We start from the raw sequence: 18,685 nt of genomic DNA, 5'->3' as shown, positions 1-18,685 counted from the left end.
GGCAGGGTTATCGTCACTTTTGTGTTTGAGAGAGACGAAACCCTTACAGATGTTAAAGTTGTACGAACTTATCTCAGGATACAGATACCGAAGCTTTACGTGTGATAAACAAAATGCCTAAATGGAACCCGGGTTTTCAAAATAATCAACCTGTTAGAGTATAATACACGTTGCCAATTACATTCCTATAATTATGAAAGCCAGAGTATATTCAATTGTGCTGTTTTTTTTATTTGATGCTTTTACCGCAAAAGCACAAACAGCAGATACAGCTAAAACCGACACCCAAAAGTTTGTGGCTGTAGATACCCCGCCGGAGGTTTTAGGCGGCTTTTATATTCTTGGTAATTACATTAACAAGAATATAAAATATCCCAAAGTGGCCAGAAAAAATAATATTGAAGGCCGGGTGATAGTTGCTTTTATTGTTGAGCGCGATGGTAGCCTTACGGATATGAAAGTTAAAAGAAGTTTGTCGCCCGAAACCGATGCTGAGGCTATCCGCTTAATGTCCGACCCCAAAGCTCCGAAATGGACGCCAGGTTCTCAAGGTGGCAGGCCGGTAAGAGTTCAATATTCAATACCAATATCTTTTAAATTAGATAATGAATGAAATATAAGATCTACCTCATCGCATCGCTCTTACTTGTAGGTTTATCCTCGGTAAAAGCCCAAACATCTGGCGGCAAGCTTAAACCCGAGCAAGCTATAATGGATGTGCGCCATTACACCATCGCGCTTAACTGCAATTTCGAAACTAAATCTGTTGATGGTTCAACCGTTGTGGACGTTATCATGGCGCAGCCCACCAAGGTTTTGCTGTTAGACTTGATGGACGCCTTACACGTGAGCGCCATCACCGTCAACGGTAAAGCGGAAGCATTTACACATCAGTCCGACCTGATCACCATTAACCTGAATAAGCAATTAGCTGCCGGGAAAGCCAGTATAAAAGTAACTTATGCCGGCCAGCCACGTATCGCCAAAAACCCACCCTGGGACGATGGCTTTACATGGACACAGGATTCTACCGGCCACAAATGGCTGGCTGTAACTGCCGAGGGTACCGGCGGCAAGATCTTCTTCCCCTGTAAAGACCATCCCAGCGACGAACCAAATGAAGGAGCAGATGTGCTGATAACCATTCCTAAGGATCTGGTTGTTGCAGGCCCCGGCTTGTTAAAAGGTGTGAGTAAGAATGGCACTACGGCTACTTATCACTGGCAAACCAAATACAGCATCAATAACTACAGTATTGTATTTAATGCCGGCGATTATACCGTTGTAAAAGGCAGTTATAAGTCGGTTGCGGGTAATACGGTGCCTGTGGAGTTTTACGTGTTAAAATACCATGTAGATAAAGGGCAGTCATTGGTTAATATGGCTATAAAAGCCGCGCAATCAAAAGAAAGGTATTTTGGAGAGTTCCCCTGGGCTAAAGAAAAACTGGGCATCGTAGAAACCCCTCATCTGGGTATGGAGCACCAGAGCATGATCGCTTATGGCAACAAATTCAGGTACACCAAAGTTGGCGGGCAGGATTTCGATTGGCTAATGTTTCATGAGTTTGGGCATGAATGGTGGGGTAACAAAGTTACCGCCCGCGATTGGGCCGACTACTGGATCCATGAAGGGATTGATACCTATGCTGATGCCCTGCCCTATCTTGACCTGGAAGGTAAACAAGCATACATAAACCATTTTAAGCAATCTGTTTTTGGCATTGCAAACAAGCAGCCTATTGTTTTAGGTAAGGATATTGACGAAGCATCGGCATACAGCAATGATATTTATGTAAAGGGCGCATACTTTATGCATACGCTGCATTACGTAATGGGCGATAGCCTTTTCTTCCCGGCGCTTAAAGGTTTTGCAACCGACCCAAGGTTCACCTACGACCATCAAAATGTTACCGATGATGCCGAGCAGTATTTTAGCGCGGCTTATGGCAAATCGCTAAAGCCACTGTTTGATTTTTACCTGCGCACTACCAACAAGCTCGAGGTAAGCGTAAAAGCAAGGCCAAGGAAAAAGTACCTAATTAGCCTGCTCAACATCGGCACCGAACTTCCTGTTGATGTTACCACAGATGCAGGCACCAAGCGCATGACGCTTACACCAAAAGGAATTACAGTTGAAAGCAAAACCACCCCGGTTATAGATAACGATGGCTGGTATTTGAAGAAGGTTATATTAGAATAAGTTAAACAGGTTTGTCATGCAGGTGGTCTATTATAATATCGGAATTCATACGCTCGCAACGACGAAGTTAAAAGTTTACCCCACAAAAAAAGCCCTTATCAATTTTGATAAGGGCTTTTTATATTGTGTGAGTTTTCTGCTGTAAATTATTCTGCAGATGCTTCTTCAGCATCAGGTGCTGCTTCTTTTTTTACTTTTGGAGCTGCTGCTTTCTTAGCTTTAGGAGCTTCTTCAGCTACGTCTGCCACTGCCACAGGTGCTGCTTCTTTAGTTGCTTTTGGTTCAGCTTTAACGGCTGGTGCCGGTGCTGCATCTTCTGCAACTGGTGCTACTTCAAAAGGAACAACAGAAACGTATGAACGGTTATCTGCTTTCTTTTTGAATACTACGTTACCTGCAATTAATGCAAATAAAGTATGGTCTTTACCGATACCTACGTTAAGGCCCGGGTTATGTTTGGTACCGCGTTGGCGAACAATGATGTTACCTGCAATTGCTGGCTGACCACCGAAAATTTTGATACCTAAACGCTTGCTATGTGATTCGCGGCCGTTTCTTGAACTACCGGCCCCTTTTTTGTGTGCCATTTCTTAATTTCTTTTGTGACCCTGTGATCGAGTCGGTTAAAATTTAATTATAATGTTATACCGGTGATCTCGATCTTGGTAAATTGCTGACGGTGACCATTTTTCTTCTGGTAACCTTTTCTGCGTTTCTTTTTGAAGATAATTACTTTATCACCTTTTAAATGAGACACGATCTTAGCTGATACTTTAGCGCTTTTCAAATCAGAACCTAATTTGAAGCTACCTTCGTTTTCTGCTAACAACACATTGTCAAATTCAATATTAGCGCCTTCATCCCCTTGTAAACGGTGTACAAAGATCTGCTGGTCTTTCACAACTTTAAACTGTTGCCCGGCTATACTTACTATTGCGTACATTGTTGATTAATTATTGTTTTAAATTTTGATGTGCAAATATATGGATTAATATTTTAACATGCAAAGCCCTATTTACTATTTCTTTGGCGTGCTTCTGCTTCAGATAATATCTTTTGAATCTCTTTGATAAGCCTCTCGTTGGCATCTTTTAATTTATCATCGCCGTTATAAGAGGCATCGTACATTACCTTTTTTGTTTTGCGCTGGTAGTTAAACTGCATTACAAACCTGGGCACGTGGCCTTTAACATCTGGGTTAAGTTCGTTTGCCGGGAAATCCCAAAAGCCCAGGTCGGCAGCCTTACGGTGCAGGTATAACAGGTCGTCCTTGCTCAATTTAAGGTTGATCTTCACTAACGAATCGCGCCTGTTTGTGAATTGGTATTCGCCGGTTTTAGAATCATAAGTGTTGTTAAGCGTATCCCCATAACCATACTCGAACCGTAACGATTGAAATTCAGAAAATTTATAAGGCGCGTTCTTGATCATCATACCGTAATAGTAGAAACAGTATAAAAGAAAAGGAACAACGATGCTTGCGATAAGGAATATTTTTTTAGAACGGGTTACCATATGGTGTATTTACTGAATTATTGATTTAAAGAATTATTAATAAAACTTCGTTATTCGAGACTCCTTATTCGACTTTCGATATTTCATTTCCGCCACTCAACTCCCCTTCCCATTTGCTTACTACTGCGGTCGCCATTGCGTTACCTAACACGTTGGTTGCAGAGCGGCCCATATCAAGCAACGGGTCGATACCTATTAATAGCGCAAGGCCTGCCTCCGGGATGTTAAACATGGAGATAGTACCGGCAATAACTACCAGCGATGCACGCGGCACACCGGCAATACCTTTACTGGTAAGCATTAGGATAAGCAACATGGATAATTGCTGCTCAAAGGATAAGTGGATATTATAAGACTGCGCCAGGAATAGCGACGCGAAGGTCATGTACATCATAGAGCCATCCAGGTTAAACGAGTAACCCAACGGTAATACAAAGCTTACTATTTTGTTGTTACAGCCAAAGCGCTCCAGCTCCAGCAATACTTTTGGATAGGCCGCCTCACTTGTTGAGGTGCTGAACGCGATAAGCATGGCATCTTTAATGCGGCCTACCAGGCTAAATGCCCTGCCCTGTAATACTACAGACCCTGCAAGGATAATCACGAGCCACAGTATCAATAGCGAGAAGTAAAACTCGCCTATAAATATTGCGTAGGTAGATAAAATGCCTAACCCTTGCTTCGCGATAATAGCGGTAATGGCGCCAAATACTGCTAAAGGTGCCAGTTGCATTACGTACCCGGTTATTTTTAATATAACATGCGCAATTGCGTCCATCGCTTTAATAACCACTTCGCCTTTTTCGCCGATGGCGGCAGTACCGACACCAAAAAATAACGAGAAGATCACGATCTGCAGGATCTCGTTGTTAGCCATCGCCTCCACAAAACTCTTCGGGAACACGTGGCCTATAAAATCGCGAAGTGAAAGCGCAGTTTTTTGTATCCCGGTAGCTAAATGGCTATCCGGTAAAGGCAAATGCATAGCCTGGCCTGGTTTAAAAAAGTTTACCAATAACATTCCCAAAGCCAATGACACCAGCGTAGCGCTCAAAAACCATAGCAGCGTTTTACCACCAATACGGCCAACGGCCCTTATATCTCCCACCTTAGCAACACCAACTACAAGGGTGGTAAACACCAGCGGCGCCACGATCATTTTTATCAGGCGAAGGAAAATATCACTTAGTATGGTAAAGCCAACAAGCTTATCTTCGCGGCTGGTGTCGGCCGCTTTGCGCAGCGTTATCTGGGCGGCGCGGTCAACCTTTAAGCTTTTGTAAACGGCAGTTGTAGTATCTTTAGCCGCCACCAATTGCTCGTCTATTGTTTTTATATTTACCTCGGCCGCGCTTATCTTGGTATTAATATTGTTTATAACGGTAGCATTATAAATGTATCCGGCGATTACGCCTAATACCAGGGCTACAAAGATGTACAGGGTTAATTTGCTTTTCTGCATGTGCTTGTTTGGTGGCGTAAAACTACAAAATTTAAAACTTTAATATCAATGAGTATCACTACCTATGGCTTGCAGCAAATTAAAAAAGAGATCCAGCACCTGCCACAAGAGCAGCTGACCGAATTATGCCTGCGATTGGTACGTTACAAAAAAGAAAATAAGGAACTGCTTGCCTACCTCCTGTTCGACGCCCATAACGAACACGATTTTATAGAGAGTATAAAGGCCGAGGCCGGATTTATGTTTAGCCAGTTGCCTGCCCAAAGTTACTTTACAGCCAAAGGCCTGCGCAAGATCTTAAAAATGCTTACCAAGTACACCAAATTTATAGGCTCTAAGCCTGCGGAGATTGAACTGTTGCTGAACTTTTGTCAGAATTACCTGCAATATGTAGTTCGCCAAACATCATACAAACCAATCCGGCTGATATTAACAAGGCAGATAGAAAAGGTGAAAACCTCCATCAGCAAATTGCACGAGGACCTGCAATTTGATTATAGCCAGGACTATAACAAATTTTTAGATGACGCCGGTGAAAAGTTGCCTTGGTTAAATAAAAAAAGTTACCTGTTGTAACATTAATGGTGTTACTTTGTCCAACTAAAAAACTAACTGAACCAGGTGGCAGACAGAGAAGACGCTTTCCGGAAAATATACGAAGCCAATTCGAAGAAAATTTACCATTTGTGCTATGGTTATACCGGCGATGACGATGCTGCGAACGACCTGCTGCAGGAAACCTTTTTAAAAGTTTGGCAAAACCTGCACAAATTTCGTAACCAGGCACTTATTTCTACCTGGATCTATCGCATAGCGGTAAATACGTGCCTAACCTACCTACGATCAGAAAAACGACAAGCAAAAGACGAGCTGACCCCCGCTATTGCCGAAAATAAGCCAGAGGTTTTTTCGGAAAAGAACGAGCAGGTTGCTTTGTTGTATAAATGTATCTCCAAATTGGAGGAGTCGGAAAGAATTATTATAACATTGGTGCTTGATGAAGTGCCGTACCCCGAAATAGCGGATGTTTCGGGTATATCAGAAGGGAATTTGAGGGTGAAGATCTATCGCATTAAACAAAAATTGACAGAGTTATACAATCAGCATGAAAGACTTTGATCATTTAATGACGGTTTGGCAAGCGCAGCCAAAAAAGGAGCATTTATCTGTAGATGAAGTGCTTAAGCAAGTTAAAAGCGGCGTGCGCGGTTTAACAAACCGTATATATTGGAGTATTGTGGCCATGATAGTGATAATTGCGTTTGCTTTTATCATCACACTGTTTGGCGCGTTCAATTCGTGGCTTACCACTATTGGCATCATGATAGTGTTAATTACGATGCTTATGTACTTGGCGCTTATTGTAAGGCATTACCTTATCTTGAGTAAGCGCGACGCTACCGTTAACCCTACCGAATACCTGCATAGCCTAAAAGAGTACCAGCGTAATCGCAGTAAAGTTATAGGCTGGTTCTATTATATCTACACATTACTGATAAGCGGCGGCCTTGCTCTTTACTTTGTGGAGGTATTGCAGAATGCCTCGGCTACATTTAAGGGTGTTACGTACGGTTCAATCATTGTATGGTTATTGTTTACTACATTCTATTTAAAACCAAGGATGTTTAAAAATGAGGAAGAAAAGCTAAACCTTATGATTGACAGGCTTGTTCGTTTACAAGACCAGTTCGATTAAACATATGCCCCATATTTTAGAGATAAAGGCAGTTGGCCTTGCCGATGCTGCTACACTATTGGCGCTAAGTCGTAAAACCTTCTTTGATGCCTTTTTGCCCACCAACAGCCCGGCAGCCATGGAAGCGTACGCTTCAAAAGCTTTTACCCTGCCCCAATTTGAAAAGGAACTTAGCACCCCTGACTCGCAATTTTACTTTGCTTTAGTGAATGGCGCCCCTGGCGGATACATCAAACTAAATTACAATAGTGCCCAAACAGAACTGCAAGACGCCAAAGCTGTTGAAGTGGAGCGGATCTATGTTTTAGATGAATTTCAGGGGAAACAAATAGGACAGCAACTGATAGCGTTTGCTATGGAAACAGCCGTTGAAAAGAACCTCAAATACGTATGGCTTGGTGTATGGGAACACAATACCCGAGCCATTAAATTCTATAAAAGTAAGGGCTTTGAACAATTTGGCAGCCACCAATTTATGCTTGGTGATGATGAGCAAACGGATATTTTGATGAAGAAGGTTCTGTAGATGTGCAGATGAGAATATATGCAAATGTGCAGATTATGTATAAATTACCTGCACATTAATTCTATCCCTTCAAAAACGGGTTAAAAGTCCGTGCTCCTATCTCCATACCCGCGGCACGGCAAATGGTTTTATCGCCGAATCGGAAATTGATATCATCCATCGCCTGGTAAAGTTTAATGCGTTCTTCGTTATCCTCAAAAAGGTTTATCTGGTAACTGCCGGGGCAAAGGTTGCTTAGTTTCACACCAATCAGCCGGATGGGCCGATGCTGGTTCCATGCTTTGTTAAGCAAATTTTTGATGCCGGGGATTAGGATATGTTCTGCAGCGGTAAGGGCTATTTTGGTTTGCTGGGTATGCGTTTCAAAGTTGGCGTAACGGATCTTGATAGCAAGGCAGGACGATACCTTGTTTTCGCGGCGTAGCTTTCCCGCCAATTCTTCCGTCATGCTTACCAACATATTTTCAAGGGTGCGCTTATCGTTCACATCGTTGTGGAAAGTGGTTTCTGTTGAAATTGACTTACGGTCGCCATGCGGGATAATCTCGCTATCATCAATCCCATTCGCTTTGTTGTAAATATACAATCCCATTTTGCCAAAAACCGCTTCCAGGAATTTCAGGTTTACCCGCTGCAGGTCACCAATTTTTTCGATACCATATTGATAAAGCTTTTGCGCGGTGCTTTCACCAAGTCCGGGGATTTTACTGATATTGAGCGGCGCTAAAAAAGCTTTCTCCTGCCCATGTTGGATCCAAAGCTGCCCGTTAGGTTTTGCCTGGTTGGTTGCCATTTTAGCAACCGTTTTGCCCGATGCCATCCCGAAAGAAATAGGCAGCCCTGTATCTCGGATAACTTTCTGCCGCAATTCGCAGGCGAGTTTAAACGGGTCATGGAAACGCTCCATCCCGCTCAGGTCGATATAAAACTCATCTACCGATGATTTTTGGTATAACGGCACCATGTCATGGATGATCTGGGTAACCTCTCGTGATGCCTCCGAATACCGCCCATGTGTGCCATGGATGACTATAGCTTGCGGGCACAGTTTAAGCGCCTGCCTTGTCGGCATAGCAGAGTGTACACCAAACTTACGGGCCTCATAACTGCAAGATGCCACCACGCCCCTATCTGCAGAGCCGCCTATAATTACAGGCTTACCGATAAGCAATGGGTTGAATTTCCGCTCTACAGATACGAAGAACGAATCAAGATCGATATGTACAATATGCCGCTTAGCATCCATTCACAAATATGAAAATATAATTTGAATTGCTAAAATATTTAGTAAAATTTGTATCGATAATTCACCGATATATGACAAGCTATGCCGACTATCTTTTTCTCCTTTCGCCACCCGAACCCATTAAAATACTTATTGGCAAGTACAAAAAAGCATCCGTAAAGCATATTGGCGAATTTAAAAGTATGGCATCGCCCGCGCATATTTCGGTAATGCACATGGAGCGGCAGAAGCCCTATTATGCCGATCATACCGTATCGCAAATTGAACGGGCCATTAATATTATGCCGCCGGTTTTGCTACATATTGATGGGTTTAAATATTTTGCCCATTTGCATAATCAATACACCATTTACGCGCACATCCGCATTACCCCGGCTGTTGATGCCTGGTTTACCCTGCTCAGAAAAAACCTGAGCATCCGCAAAACTTTGGTGCCGCATGTTACGGTAGTCAGGAATATATCCGAGGGGCATTTTAATACACTTTGGCCGCACTTTAAACATAAAAAGGTTGTGGAGCCATTCTGGATCAAAGAGCTCAAAATTGTTAAGCGCGAAACCTTCGGCGGCTCGCCTACCTGGGATTCTTTTAGAACCTTTGGGTTTAGAGGTATGAAGGGTTTGGACGAAGTAGGTGTAAAAGGCGATGTACAGAAACAGATCGATTTGTTTTGAGATTTTTGGTCATTCTGAACGATAGCGAAGAATATAATTTACAACATGCATATCGGCGAGTAGATGCTTCACTATCGTTCAGCATGACAAGTTGTTTGATTTTTACCCCTCTGATTATCAACCCCTCCACTGCTAAATTTCATTTTTTAATAATTTCTTAACCTAAAATGCATCCTTTTTCTATCTTTGCGGCGGGATAAGTCTTTTACGGCCAGCTCCTCTTGAACTCCCCCAGGGTGGGAACACAGCAAGGGTAAAGAGTTGAGCGGCGCGATAAAAGTAGCTTATCCCATTTTTGTTTTTTATACTTTGCTCTCTCCTCAGCAAATGAAGGTTCCCTTCAAATTTGACATTCAACATTCATTATTCGATATTAATTAGCCGTAATCTGCCTATCTTCGCCCTATGCTCGATATACTCATTATAGGCGGTGGCCCCATTGGTTTAGCATGCGGACTTGCAGCCCAAAAAGCCGGTCTAAGTTTTGTGATCGTCGAGAAAGGCTGCCTGGTAAATTCGCTGTACAACTACCCTTCTACCATGACGTTCTTCTCCACTTCGGAAAAATTGGAGATCGGTGGTGTGCCATTTGTAACCGTACATAATAAGCCCACCCGTAATGATGCATTGGAGTATTACCGCCGTGTTGCCCTTTCAAACAACCTGCCGCTAAACTTATTTGAGGAAGTAACAAATGTTAACCCGGTCAATGGGGGGTATGAGGTCACCACAAGCAAAGACACCTATCAGGCTAAAAAGGTGATCCTATCCACAGGCTTTTATGACATTGCTGTAAACCTGGATATCCCCGGCGAAAATCTGCCAAAGGTTAAACATTACTACCAGGACCCGCATTACTACACTTCGCAAAAAGTTGTGGTGGTAGGCAGCAGCAATTCGGCTATAGATGTGGCTTTAGAAACTTACCGTAAAGGCGCTGAGGTCACTTTAATTATCCGCGGTGCCGAAGTAAGTAGCCGGGTTAAATATTGGGTAAGGCCGGATATTATTAACCGCATTAAAGAAGGCACTATCAAAGCCTATTTTAATTCGAGCCTTGCAGAGGTGCGCCAAAACGAGGTTGATATTGATACGCCCGAAGGCAAGGTAACCATCCCCAACGATTTTGTAATGGCCATGACGGGCTACAAACCCAACTTTGATTTCTTGAAGAAGATCGGCATCCGGCTAACAGAAGATAAGTTCATCCCCACCTATAATCCCGATACAATGGAAACGAATCAACCCGGCTTGTACCTGGCAGGGGTTGTTGTAGGCGGGTTAGATACGCACCTTTGGTTTATCGAGAACTCGCGCATCCACGCGGATATGATCATCGCGGACATTGTGGCTAAGTAATTTAATCTTTTATGGCTTTCTTTGGGGCAAAATCAATCACCTCGGGGTGTTCTACCTGATTGAATGGGTTATAATAATAAACCCCTGCCATTTTATACCATTTTATTTCTGCTTTAAGTTTATCATCTAAGTTAGCTTCATTTTTATTTGCCGCCGTACTCCATGCAGCTTCTGCCAGCGCCGCTATACGCGGGAATATCAGATAATCTAATCTTTTTTGAGTACCTACAGTTTCTGTCCATAGGTTGGCTTGTATGCCAATAATATTTTCAGAGTTCAGTTCTTGGCCGTTAAAGTATTTATCAGGGAAGTTGTAAACATCATGTACGGTATTAAACCTTCCCTGTAACTGATAACCGACAACTTTTGTACTATCCCATTTACGGCCGGATATATGGGTACTATCCTGCACAAAATCAAAATACATGGGCAGGCGTGGGCAAAGCACTACCTGGTAATTTTTACTCAGCGCCAGTTTAAGGCTTTGAGGCTTGTTTTGCCGCCACCAAAATACTATTGTTTTATCGTGCGGAAGGTCAGTTTCAACAGCTTCATCCCAGCAAAGCACCTTGCTGCCTAACTTTATTACAGTATCTCCCATCCGCCTAAAAAAATAACGCTCAAGTTCGGATGGCGTTTTAAAGCCATGCTTTGCCATCATTTTCGTTATATCTGGCTTTTTTAACCACGCCTGTATACCAAGAAAAACTTCATCGCCGCCTAAGTGGATCATCTTAGCAGGGAAAAGGCTATTGGTTTCTTTGATAATGGTTGATAAGTATTTATACGTTTGTTCTTTTGATGGATCGAAAGTAAAGTTGGGGTAACCGGCCACACTCCCTCCGCTATATTGCGGATATGCTTTATTGGCAGCGCTTGCATGACCGGGCATATCAATTTCGGGTATTACCTCTATGAAGCGCACTTTGGCGTAAGCAACAATCTCGCGGATATCGGCCTGTGTGTAATATTGGGCGGCGGCGGTACTATCGGTAAAGTTACCTATACCGCCAATGGTGGTAAGTTTTGGATATTTCCTGATCTGCAAACGCCAGCCGTGGCTATCCGTTAAATGCCAATGAAACTTGTTCAGTTTATAGCGTGCCATTATGTTAAGTAGCTGCTTTACCTTGGTCTTCCCAAAAAAATGTCGGGATTCGTCAAGCATAAAGCCACGCCATTGATAACGCGGGGCATCATTTATCTCCATACCGGAGATGGTTTTTGTATTGATATTTATCAGTTGCAGTAAAGATTGTATCCCATTAAATATGCCTTCGCTATCGGCAGATTCTATATGAACTCCGCCCCCATTTACACTTAATTTATAAGATCCGTTAATGATATGGCCTGTCGACTTTTTTAAACGGAGAAACAAACCTGGATGCACCCCAGCAGGACGCTTTATTTTTACTTTACATGTTAAGTAAATTTGTCCCTCCAGGTATTTTGCTAACGGGCCTAAAGATTTATCATTATAACCAATTTGGGTTGCACTTTTCAAATCAAAATCGCTTGTGCTTTTTTTACTGTAAACAGGTTGGGGTATAATAGATTGTGCGATGCAAAAGCCAGGCATCAAAAAAAGGATGATCAGAAATCTCATTTTCATAGGCCAACTAATGTACATATTTATGGTAATAGTTGATCTGAACTAAATTAAAAATGAGTTTAAACGATTTAACCCCATTTGTCAGACCAACGGTCTATCTGTTATATTAACATTTCCTGATTGTAATGTTTTGTGGCTACAGGCAAATTATAACAGTTTTTTCTTGCATAAGTAAAATTTAATGCAATAATTTGCACAAAATTTAAAAAGTATAACACTTTACATAAAATGATCAAACAAAACATAAACAGGATGGATACCAACGCGTTTTTTGCTATGGTTGCCACTGCTTTATTTTCTTTTGTTTTATTTTTCTCTCCCACCACCCGACGACGATTGTTCATCCCACGGGTTTTAATTAGGCTATAGTCTACCCCTTCCCTGCGATAAAGAAGGCTTTTAAACTTCTTTAAACAATGTCCCTTTAATTATTATGGCTTACAGCCAATAATTTACCGGTAATTTTTACTACAATAATGACCATACAAGATTTTGACATAACCGTAGCCACTGCACAACATGCAGATTTTGCGCCTATGATATGTGATGAAATGGCAGAATCGGCCAAGGCGCGTGGTACGGGTATAGCCCAGCGTTCGCCCGAGTATGTTGCCAATAAAATGCTGGAAGGCAAAGCGGTAATTGCTTTGCACAAGGATGGCACATGGGCTGGCTTCTGCTATATCGAGACCTGGAGCCACGGCGACTTTGTTGCCAACTCGGGTTTGATCGTGAACCCTATTTATCGTAAAGCAGGTTTAGCTAAAGCCATTAAGCATAAAATATTTGAACTATCGCGCAAAAAATACCCCGAGGCTAAGCTTTTTGGATTGACCACGGGTTTGGCTGTGATGAAAATAAACTCGGAGATAGGTTACGAACCTGTTACCTATTCTGAACTTACCCAGGAAGAGGATTTTTGGAAAGGCTGCCGCAGCTGCGTTAATTATGATATTTTGATGAGTAAAGACCGTAAGAACTGCATGTGCACAGCCATGCTATTTGACCCGGAAGTTGTTCAGAAACAATATGAAGAAAAAATGCAAAAGATAACGCACAAGGCCACGTTGCTTGAACGGATTGAGGCGGCATTTAAGAAGCGCTTGGAGAAAATAGTCTCTTTAAGTTAAATTGTAAAGACGCATACTCCGCGCCTCCGAAGAATACTAATAGAAGACGCGAAGTATCGCGGTTTTAAGAATATAAAAACATGAAAAAGAAAGTAGTACTGGCATACAGCGGCGGATTAGATACCTCATTTTGCTGTATTTATTTAACACGCGATCTGGGTTACGAAGTTCACTCGGTACTTGTAAACACAGGTGGTTTTAGTGATGAAGAGCTTAAGGGCGTTGAAGAACGTGCCTACCAAATGGGCGTAACCTCTCACCACGTGGTAAACGAGACCGAAAATTTCTATAACACTTGCGTACGCTTTTTGATATACGGTAACGTATTAAAAAATAACACCTATCCTCTTTCGGTAAGTGCCGAACGGGTTAGCCAGGCAACTGCAATTGCCAATTACGCCAAAGAAATTGGTGCCGAATTTGTTGCCCATGGCAGCACAGGCGCTGGTAACGACCAGGTGCGTTTCGATATGATCTTTAACATATTGGTGCCCGAGGTTAAGATCATTACCCCTATCCGCGACCTTAAACTAAGCCGCGAAGCCGAGATAGAATACCTGAAGAAACACGGCGTTGAAATGAACTTCGAGAAAGCGAAGTACTCCATCAACAAAGGTATCTGGGGCACATCGGTAGGTGGTAAAGAAACTTTAACCTCCAACTTAGGCCTACCCGAAGATGCGTGGCCTACACAGGTTACCGCATCAGAGCCCAAAACTTTAGAGCTTGTATTTGAGCAAGGCGAATTGGTTGGCATCGATAATGAAAAATATGACCATCCAACCAAAGCCATACAGGCATTACAAGCTATCGCACAACCTTACGGGATTGGCCGCGATATCCACGTAGGTGATACGATAATCGGTATAAAGGGACGTGTAGGTTTTGAAGCTGCCGCGCCAATGGTAATTATAAAAGCGCATCATACTTTAGAGAAACATGTGCTTACCAAATGGCAGTTGTCATGGAAAGATCAATTATCTGCTTTCTATGGCAACTGGCTGCACGAAGGGCAGTTCCACGATCCTATTATGCGTAACATGGAGGCTTTCCTTACCGACACGCAAAAGAATGTGAGTGGTAAGGTGTTTGTCGAGTTACACCCGTACCGTTTCCAGGTGATCGGTATCGAGTCGGACCATGACCTGATGAGCAATAAATTTGGCAGCTACGGAGAGATGAATAATTCATGGAGCGGCGAAGATGTAAAAGGCTTCAGCAAGATATTTGGTAACCAGGTAATGATCTACCATAAAGTAAACGGACAGGAACAATAATATGGAGAACCCCATCTTTTCTAGAAGCGAATGTTTAAGCACCTATAAATGGGGCGACGATTGCTACGGCTGGAATTATGTTGATACCGATGCATTATCGATAAAACAGGAATTGATGCCGCCGGATACCGCCGAGAAAAAGCATTATCACGAAAAAGCTTCGCAGTTTTTCTTTATCCTTAAAGGCAGGGCAACCTTTTCCATTGATGGAATTATAAGCGTTTTAAAACCCGAGCAGGGCATAGAAATTAAACCGGGGCAGCACCACTTTGTAAGCAATAAAGAAAGCAGCGACCTCGAATTTATCTTGTACTCATCACCATCTACAAAAAATGACAGAATCAACCTCTAAAATAAAGGCAGGCATTGTTGGCAGCGCGGGTTATACCGGCGGCGAAATGCTGCGGATCCTGATTAACCACCCCGATGTGGAAATCGTATTTGTGCATAGCAACAGTAACGCGGGCAACCACGTTTACGATGTACATACTGATCTGTTTGGCGATACTACTTTGCAATTTACCGATCAGTTAGCTTACAATATCGATGTGCTATTCTTATGTGTCGGCCATGGCGATGCTAAAAAGTTTTTAGAGGCAAACGCGATCCCGGAGCATATCAAAATAATTGACCTGAGCCAGGATTTCCGTTTAAATCAAAATTCAAAATTCAAAAGTAAAAACTTTACGTACGGTCTTCCGGAGCTAAACAGGGAAGAAATTAGATCTGCAGATAACATTGCCAACCCGGGTTGTTTTGCAACCTGTTTACAATTAGGTTTGTTACCGCTTGCAAGCAAAGGTTTGCTGGATAACGAAGTGCATATTACCGCAACCACGGGATCTACAGGTGCAGGGCAAAGCCTTTCGCCTACTTCGCACTTTACCTGGAGGAACGATAACCTGTCTGTCTACAAAGTATTTAATCACCAGCATTTGGGTGAAATAAGCCAGTCGTTAAGACAATTACAAGCTGGTTTTGATAAAGAACTTAACTTTGTGCCATACCGGGGTGGCTTTACACGTGGAATCATCGCTTCCATTTATACCGAAAGCGACCTAAGCGAAGCGGATGTTTTAAACCTTTATAAGGATTATTATGCAAGCCATCCGTTTACGCATGTAACCAATAAAGATATCGACCTTAAACAAATTGTGAATACCAACAAATGCTTTATACAGGTTAAAAAACACGATAATAAGATCTTTATTATCAGCATAATGGATAACTTACTTAAAGGCGCGAGTGGCCAGGCGGTTCAAAACATGAACATCATGTTTGGCCTGGATGAACGCGCAGGATTACGACTTAAGGCGACCGGCTTTTAAGCCGAAAGCCCCAAAGTAGAAGGTCTAAAGCGAAAAGCTTTAATTGTTCTTATAATGTGCTGAAACAAAAGCTTTGGTCTTTTAGCTTTCAGCCTCAAGCTTAACACAAATGAAATTATTCGACGTTTATCCTATAAATAATATAAATATTACCCGTGGCATGGGCAGCCTTGTTTATGACGATAAGGGCATTGAGTACCTTGACCTTTACGGTGGGCACGCGGTAATTTCTATCGGCCATACCAACCCGCATTACGTAAAGCGATTGGAAGACCAACTACACCAGATAGGTTTTTACTCCAACTCTATCGAGATCCCGTTGCAAACGCAACTTGCAGAAAAACTCGGTCATGTTTCCGGTAAAGAAGACTATCAACTATTCCTTTGTAATTCTGGTGCAGAAGCTAACGAGAACGCCTTAAAACTGGCTTCTTTTTATAACGGTAAAAAGAAGGTAATCGCGTTTAGGAAAGCCTTCCATGGTCGTACATCATTGGCGGTTGCCGTTACGGACAACCCAAAGATCGTGGCGCCAATAAATGAGACCGACAATGTAATATTCCTGCCGTGGAATGATGAAGCGGCGTTGGAAGAAGCGTTCAAAAATAACGAGGTATCATCCGTTATCATCGAAGGCATACAGGGTGTTGGCGGCATACAGGTTGCGCCTGTGCGTTTCCTGCAAAAGATAAGGTCACTTTGCGATACCCATAACGCTGTTTTTATAGCCGATTCGATACAGTGCGGTTATGGCCGTACAGGTAAATTCTTCTCCCATGATTTTGCCGGCATCAATGCCGATATATATTCTATGGCTAAGGGTATGGGTAATGGCTTCCCTGTTGGCGGGATCATTATCTCACCAAAAATCGCCCCTTCTTATGGTATGCTGGGTACTACCTTTGGTGGCAACCACCTGGCTTGCGCCGCAGGTTTAGCCGTACTTGAAGTTATTGAACGCGATAACCTAATGCAAAACGCGGCAGAGGTTGGTGGCTACCTGATTGAAGAGCTAAAGAAATTTGACAAGGTAAAAGAAGTGCGTGGCCGCGGCCTGATGATTGGCATCGACCTGCCGGAAGAATTGAGCAACGTTAAAAAAGACCTGTTGTTTAAACACAGGATCTTCACCGGCGAAGCTAAACCAAACGTGGTTAGGCTACTCCCGGCATTAAACCTTACCAAAGCTTTTGCCGACAGGTTCCTGGAAGCATTTGATACAACTTTAAATAACTCGTAATTAGATATATTTACAACAAAATCATCAAAGTCCCACTTCCCGGAACGGGATTTAAGGTGCGGTTAAACAGGTTCTCATGAAACTATTCTCTTCGGTAAACGATGTTAAAGATGTAAGGGCGCTGGTTGCCGAAGCATTGCAAATGAAACAAAACCCATACGCGCACCAGCATTTAGGTAAAAATAAAACGTTAAGTCTTGTTTTTCTTAACCCCAGCCTGCGTACCCGCATGAGCACCCAAAAGGCCGGTGCAAATTTAGGCATGAACGTAATTGTGCTGAACATAGATAAAGAAGGTTGGGCACTTGAGCTGCGCGATAACGTGATCATGAACGGTACTACTGTGGAGCATATCCGCGAAGCCGCAGGTGTTATGGGCGAATATTCTGACATTATTGGCGTGCGTTCTTTCCCCGGGTTAAAAGATCGGGAAGAAGATTACAGCGAAACCATTTTTAACAAATTCGTTGAGTTTTGCAAAGTGCCCGTGGTTAGTTTAGAATCAGCTACGCGCCACCCATTGCAAAGCCTTGCCGACCTGGTTACCATCGAAGAATTAAAAACCAAAGCCCGCCCTAAGGTGGTATTAACGTGGGCGCCGCATATTAAGGCCCTGCCGCAGGCTGTGCCAAATTCTTTTGCCGAATGGATGTGCCAGGCTGATGTGGATTTTACCATTACCCACCCGGCAGGATACGGGCTTAATGCCGATTTTACAAAAGGCGCAACCATCACCTATAACCAGGATGAAGCACTAAAGGACGCGGATTTTATCTACGTAAAAAACTGGTCGGCTTATGAGCCTTATGGTGCGGTAACCGCTGGCAACGAAAATTGGATGCTTACCAATGCTAAATTGGATGCTGTAGCGCCGAATGCCAAAGTAATGCACTGCCTGCCAGTTCGTCGCGACCTGGAGCTATCTTCAGAGATACTGGACGGGCCAAGATCCATAGTGATCCACGAAGCCGGCAACCGTATTTGGGCTGCGCAAGCTGTGCTAAAACAAATGTTAGAAGCGTTGTAAAATGCTTTAGTTATGAATAAGATGTACAATATCTTCCTCGACAATATAAAAATTGGCCATACTTATTTTGAGAAAGCAGATGCTCCTATGGGTTGTGTATTTGGTAAAATTTATTTTTTGACTATCAAATCAGGATACAATTTCTTTAGAAATTATGCCCGTAATAATAACATCACTACTACAGATTATCCTGAAGATAGAATGATCTCTACTTTTAACATACCAAATTTACGGATATTGGATACCGAAAATAACGATATCATGGGTGCCCCATGTTATATTTCTGGTATGGATTCTGATGGGTTTGAAATTTATATCGATGGTATTGCTTATCCATTATACGAAAATGAGTTTCCAGACCATGTAAAAGAATATAAACAAAGGTTTTAGT

The 18,685-nt window shown here is 42.7% G+C and carries 22 protein-coding genes and 1 other RNA gene; 16 read left to right on the top strand and 7 right to left on the bottom strand.

Annotated features, from left to right (window positions below; all coding sequences use genetic code 11):
- Positions 1 to 193: 193 nt before the first annotated feature.
- On the top strand, positions 194 to 613 hold the full coding sequence (locus ABIB39_RS12450; protein ID WP_354430445.1) for an energy transducer TonB: 420 nt from the start codon (positions 194 to 196) through the stop codon (positions 611 to 613).
- Positions 610 to 2,202 carry a M1 family metallopeptidase gene (locus tag ABIB39_RS12445; protein ID WP_354430443.1) on the top strand — a complete coding sequence of 531 codons (1,593 nt, stop codon included), beginning with the start codon at positions 610 to 612 and terminating at the stop codon, positions 2,200 to 2,202. Before ABIB39_RS12450 ends, ABIB39_RS12445 begins: the two co-directional genes overlap by 4 nt.
- 146 nt (positions 2,203 to 2,348) lie before the next feature.
- Here the strand turns inward: ABIB39_RS12445 and rpmA are convergent, their stop codons facing one another.
- The 4 genes from rpmA to ABIB39_RS12425 form a co-directional block, all read right to left on the bottom strand.
- A complete protein-coding gene (gene rpmA, locus ABIB39_RS12440; protein WP_354430441.1) occupies positions 2,349 to 2,789 on the bottom strand; it encodes a 50S ribosomal protein L27 in 441 nt (146 codons plus the stop codon).
- A gap of 47 nt (positions 2,790 to 2,836) precedes the next feature.
- Positions 2,837 to 3,145: a 50S ribosomal protein L21 gene (gene rplU, locus ABIB39_RS12435; RefSeq protein WP_252757007.1), complete on the bottom strand. Its 309-nt coding sequence runs from the start codon at positions 3,143 to 3,145 to the stop codon at positions 2,837 to 2,839.
- 68 nt (positions 3,146 to 3,213) lie between these two features.
- The gene (locus ABIB39_RS12430; RefSeq protein ID WP_354430438.1) at positions 3,214 to 3,636 is read right to left on the bottom strand and encodes a hypothetical protein; all 423 of its coding nucleotides are present in this window, start codon (positions 3,634 to 3,636) and stop codon (positions 3,214 to 3,216) included.
- Between the two features lie 145 nt (positions 3,637 to 3,781).
- A complete protein-coding gene (locus ABIB39_RS12425) occupies positions 3,782 to 5,179 on the bottom strand; it encodes a dicarboxylate/amino acid:cation symporter (protein WP_354430436.1) in 1,398 nt (465 codons plus the stop codon).
- 48 nt (positions 5,180 to 5,227) lie between these two features.
- Between ABIB39_RS12425 and ABIB39_RS12420 the strand changes: the two genes are divergently transcribed.
- The 4 genes from ABIB39_RS12420 to ABIB39_RS12405 are packed head-to-tail and all read left to right on the top strand — an operon-like array spanning position 5,228 to position 7,401.
- The gene (locus ABIB39_RS12420) at positions 5,228 to 5,755 is read left to right on the top strand and encodes a hypothetical protein (protein ID WP_354430434.1); all 528 of its coding nucleotides are present in this window, start codon (positions 5,228 to 5,230) and stop codon (positions 5,753 to 5,755) included.
- 45 nt (positions 5,756 to 5,800) lie between these two features.
- On the top strand, positions 5,801 to 6,298 hold the full coding sequence (locus ABIB39_RS12415) for an RNA polymerase sigma factor (RefSeq protein WP_134336942.1): 498 nt from the start codon (positions 5,801 to 5,803) through the stop codon (positions 6,296 to 6,298).
- Positions 6,285 to 6,875 (top strand): hypothetical protein, encoded by a 591-nt coding sequence (locus ABIB39_RS12410; RefSeq protein WP_354430431.1) that lies wholly within the window; start codon positions 6,285 to 6,287, stop codon positions 6,873 to 6,875. The genes ABIB39_RS12415 and ABIB39_RS12410 overlap by 14 nt, the downstream gene beginning before the upstream one ends.
- 4 nt (positions 6,876 to 6,879) lie before the next feature.
- Positions 6,880 to 7,401, top strand: a complete 522-nt coding sequence (locus ABIB39_RS12405) for a GNAT family N-acetyltransferase (RefSeq protein WP_354430429.1) — start codon at positions 6,880 to 6,882, stop codon at positions 7,399 to 7,401.
- Positions 7,402 to 7,462: 61 nt separating this feature from the next.
- Here the strand turns inward: ABIB39_RS12405 and dinB are convergent, their stop codons facing one another.
- Positions 7,463 to 8,647 carry a DNA polymerase IV gene (gene dinB, locus ABIB39_RS12400; RefSeq protein ID WP_354430427.1) on the bottom strand — a complete coding sequence of 395 codons (1,185 nt, stop codon included), beginning with the start codon at positions 8,645 to 8,647 and terminating at the stop codon, positions 7,463 to 7,465.
- A gap of 71 nt (positions 8,648 to 8,718) precedes the next feature.
- Here dinB and ABIB39_RS12395 point away from each other — a divergent pair, with 71 nt between their 5' ends.
- From ABIB39_RS12395 to ABIB39_RS12385, 3 genes are all read left to right on the top strand, one after another.
- Positions 8,719 to 9,321 (top strand): 2'-5' RNA ligase family protein, encoded by a 603-nt coding sequence (locus tag ABIB39_RS12395; protein ID WP_354430425.1) that lies wholly within the window; start codon positions 8,719 to 8,721, stop codon positions 9,319 to 9,321.
- A gap of 194 nt (positions 9,322 to 9,515) precedes the next feature.
- An RNA gene (ffs, locus tag ABIB39_RS12390) (signal recognition particle sRNA small type) lies at positions 9,516 to 9,614 on the top strand.
- 112 nt (positions 9,615 to 9,726) lie between these two features.
- Positions 9,727 to 10,680 (top strand): YpdA family putative bacillithiol disulfide reductase, encoded by a 954-nt coding sequence (locus tag ABIB39_RS12385; protein ID WP_354430423.1) that lies wholly within the window; start codon positions 9,727 to 9,729, stop codon positions 10,678 to 10,680.
- A 1-nt stretch (position 10,681) separates the two neighbouring features.
- Here ABIB39_RS12385 and ABIB39_RS12380 read toward each other — a convergent pair whose 3' ends face one another.
- Together ABIB39_RS12380 and ABIB39_RS12375 are read right to left on the bottom strand one after the other, a co-directional pair.
- The gene (locus ABIB39_RS12380; RefSeq protein ID WP_354430421.1) at positions 10,682 to 12,292 is read right to left on the bottom strand and encodes a beta-N-acetylhexosaminidase; all 1,611 of its coding nucleotides are present in this window, start codon (positions 12,290 to 12,292) and stop codon (positions 10,682 to 10,684) included.
- A 101-nt stretch (positions 12,293 to 12,393) separates the two neighbouring features.
- Complete coding sequence (locus ABIB39_RS12375) at positions 12,394 to 12,636, bottom strand: hypothetical protein (RefSeq protein ID WP_354430419.1); 243 nt, start codon at positions 12,634 to 12,636, stop codon at positions 12,394 to 12,396.
- A 132-nt stretch (positions 12,637 to 12,768) separates the two neighbouring features.
- Here ABIB39_RS12375 and ABIB39_RS12370 point away from each other — a divergent pair, with 132 nt between their 5' ends.
- The 7 genes from ABIB39_RS12370 to ABIB39_RS12340 all read left to right on the top strand — a co-directional run bounded on the left by ABIB39_RS12370 (position 12,769) and on the right by ABIB39_RS12340 (position 18,684).
- Positions 12,769 to 13,422 carry a GNAT family N-acetyltransferase gene (locus ABIB39_RS12370; protein ID WP_354430417.1) on the top strand — a complete coding sequence of 218 codons (654 nt, stop codon included), beginning with the start codon at positions 12,769 to 12,771 and terminating at the stop codon, positions 13,420 to 13,422.
- An 80-nt stretch (positions 13,423 to 13,502) separates the two neighbouring features.
- A complete protein-coding gene (gene argG, locus ABIB39_RS12365; protein WP_354430415.1) occupies positions 13,503 to 14,699 on the top strand; it encodes an argininosuccinate synthase in 1,197 nt (398 codons plus the stop codon).
- Position 14,700: 1 nt separating this feature from the next.
- On the top strand, positions 14,701 to 15,051 hold the full coding sequence (locus ABIB39_RS12360; RefSeq protein ID WP_354430413.1) for a cupin domain-containing protein: 351 nt from the start codon (positions 14,701 to 14,703) through the stop codon (positions 15,049 to 15,051).
- The gene (gene argC, locus ABIB39_RS12355) at positions 15,032 to 16,027 is read left to right on the top strand and encodes an N-acetyl-gamma-glutamyl-phosphate reductase (protein WP_354430411.1); all 996 of its coding nucleotides are present in this window, start codon (positions 15,032 to 15,034) and stop codon (positions 16,025 to 16,027) included. Before ABIB39_RS12360 ends, argC begins: the two co-directional genes overlap by 20 nt.
- A gap of 109 nt (positions 16,028 to 16,136) precedes the next feature.
- Positions 16,137 to 17,267, top strand: coding sequence for an aspartate aminotransferase family protein (locus ABIB39_RS12350; protein WP_354430409.1), 1,131 nt, complete (start codon positions 16,137 to 16,139; stop codon positions 17,265 to 17,267).
- 76 nt (positions 17,268 to 17,343) lie between these two features.
- Positions 17,344 to 18,294 (top strand): Rossmann-fold NAD(P)-binding domain-containing protein, encoded by a 951-nt coding sequence (locus ABIB39_RS12345; RefSeq protein ID WP_354430407.1) that lies wholly within the window; start codon positions 17,344 to 17,346, stop codon positions 18,292 to 18,294.
- A gap of 12 nt (positions 18,295 to 18,306) precedes the next feature.
- Entirely contained in the window at positions 18,307 to 18,684 is a 378-nt protein-coding gene (locus ABIB39_RS12340; protein WP_354430405.1) for a hypothetical protein, read from the top strand.
- Position 18,685 lies beyond the last annotated feature (1 nt).

Origin of the sequence: Mucilaginibacter sp. UYP27 (genome assembly GCF_040547175.1) — a bacterium.
GTDB lineage: Bacteria > Bacteroidota > Bacteroidia > Sphingobacteriales > Sphingobacteriaceae > Mucilaginibacter.
The sequence above is the reverse complement of the archived record's forward strand: the minus strand, read 5'-3'. Positions and strand labels throughout refer to the sequence as shown.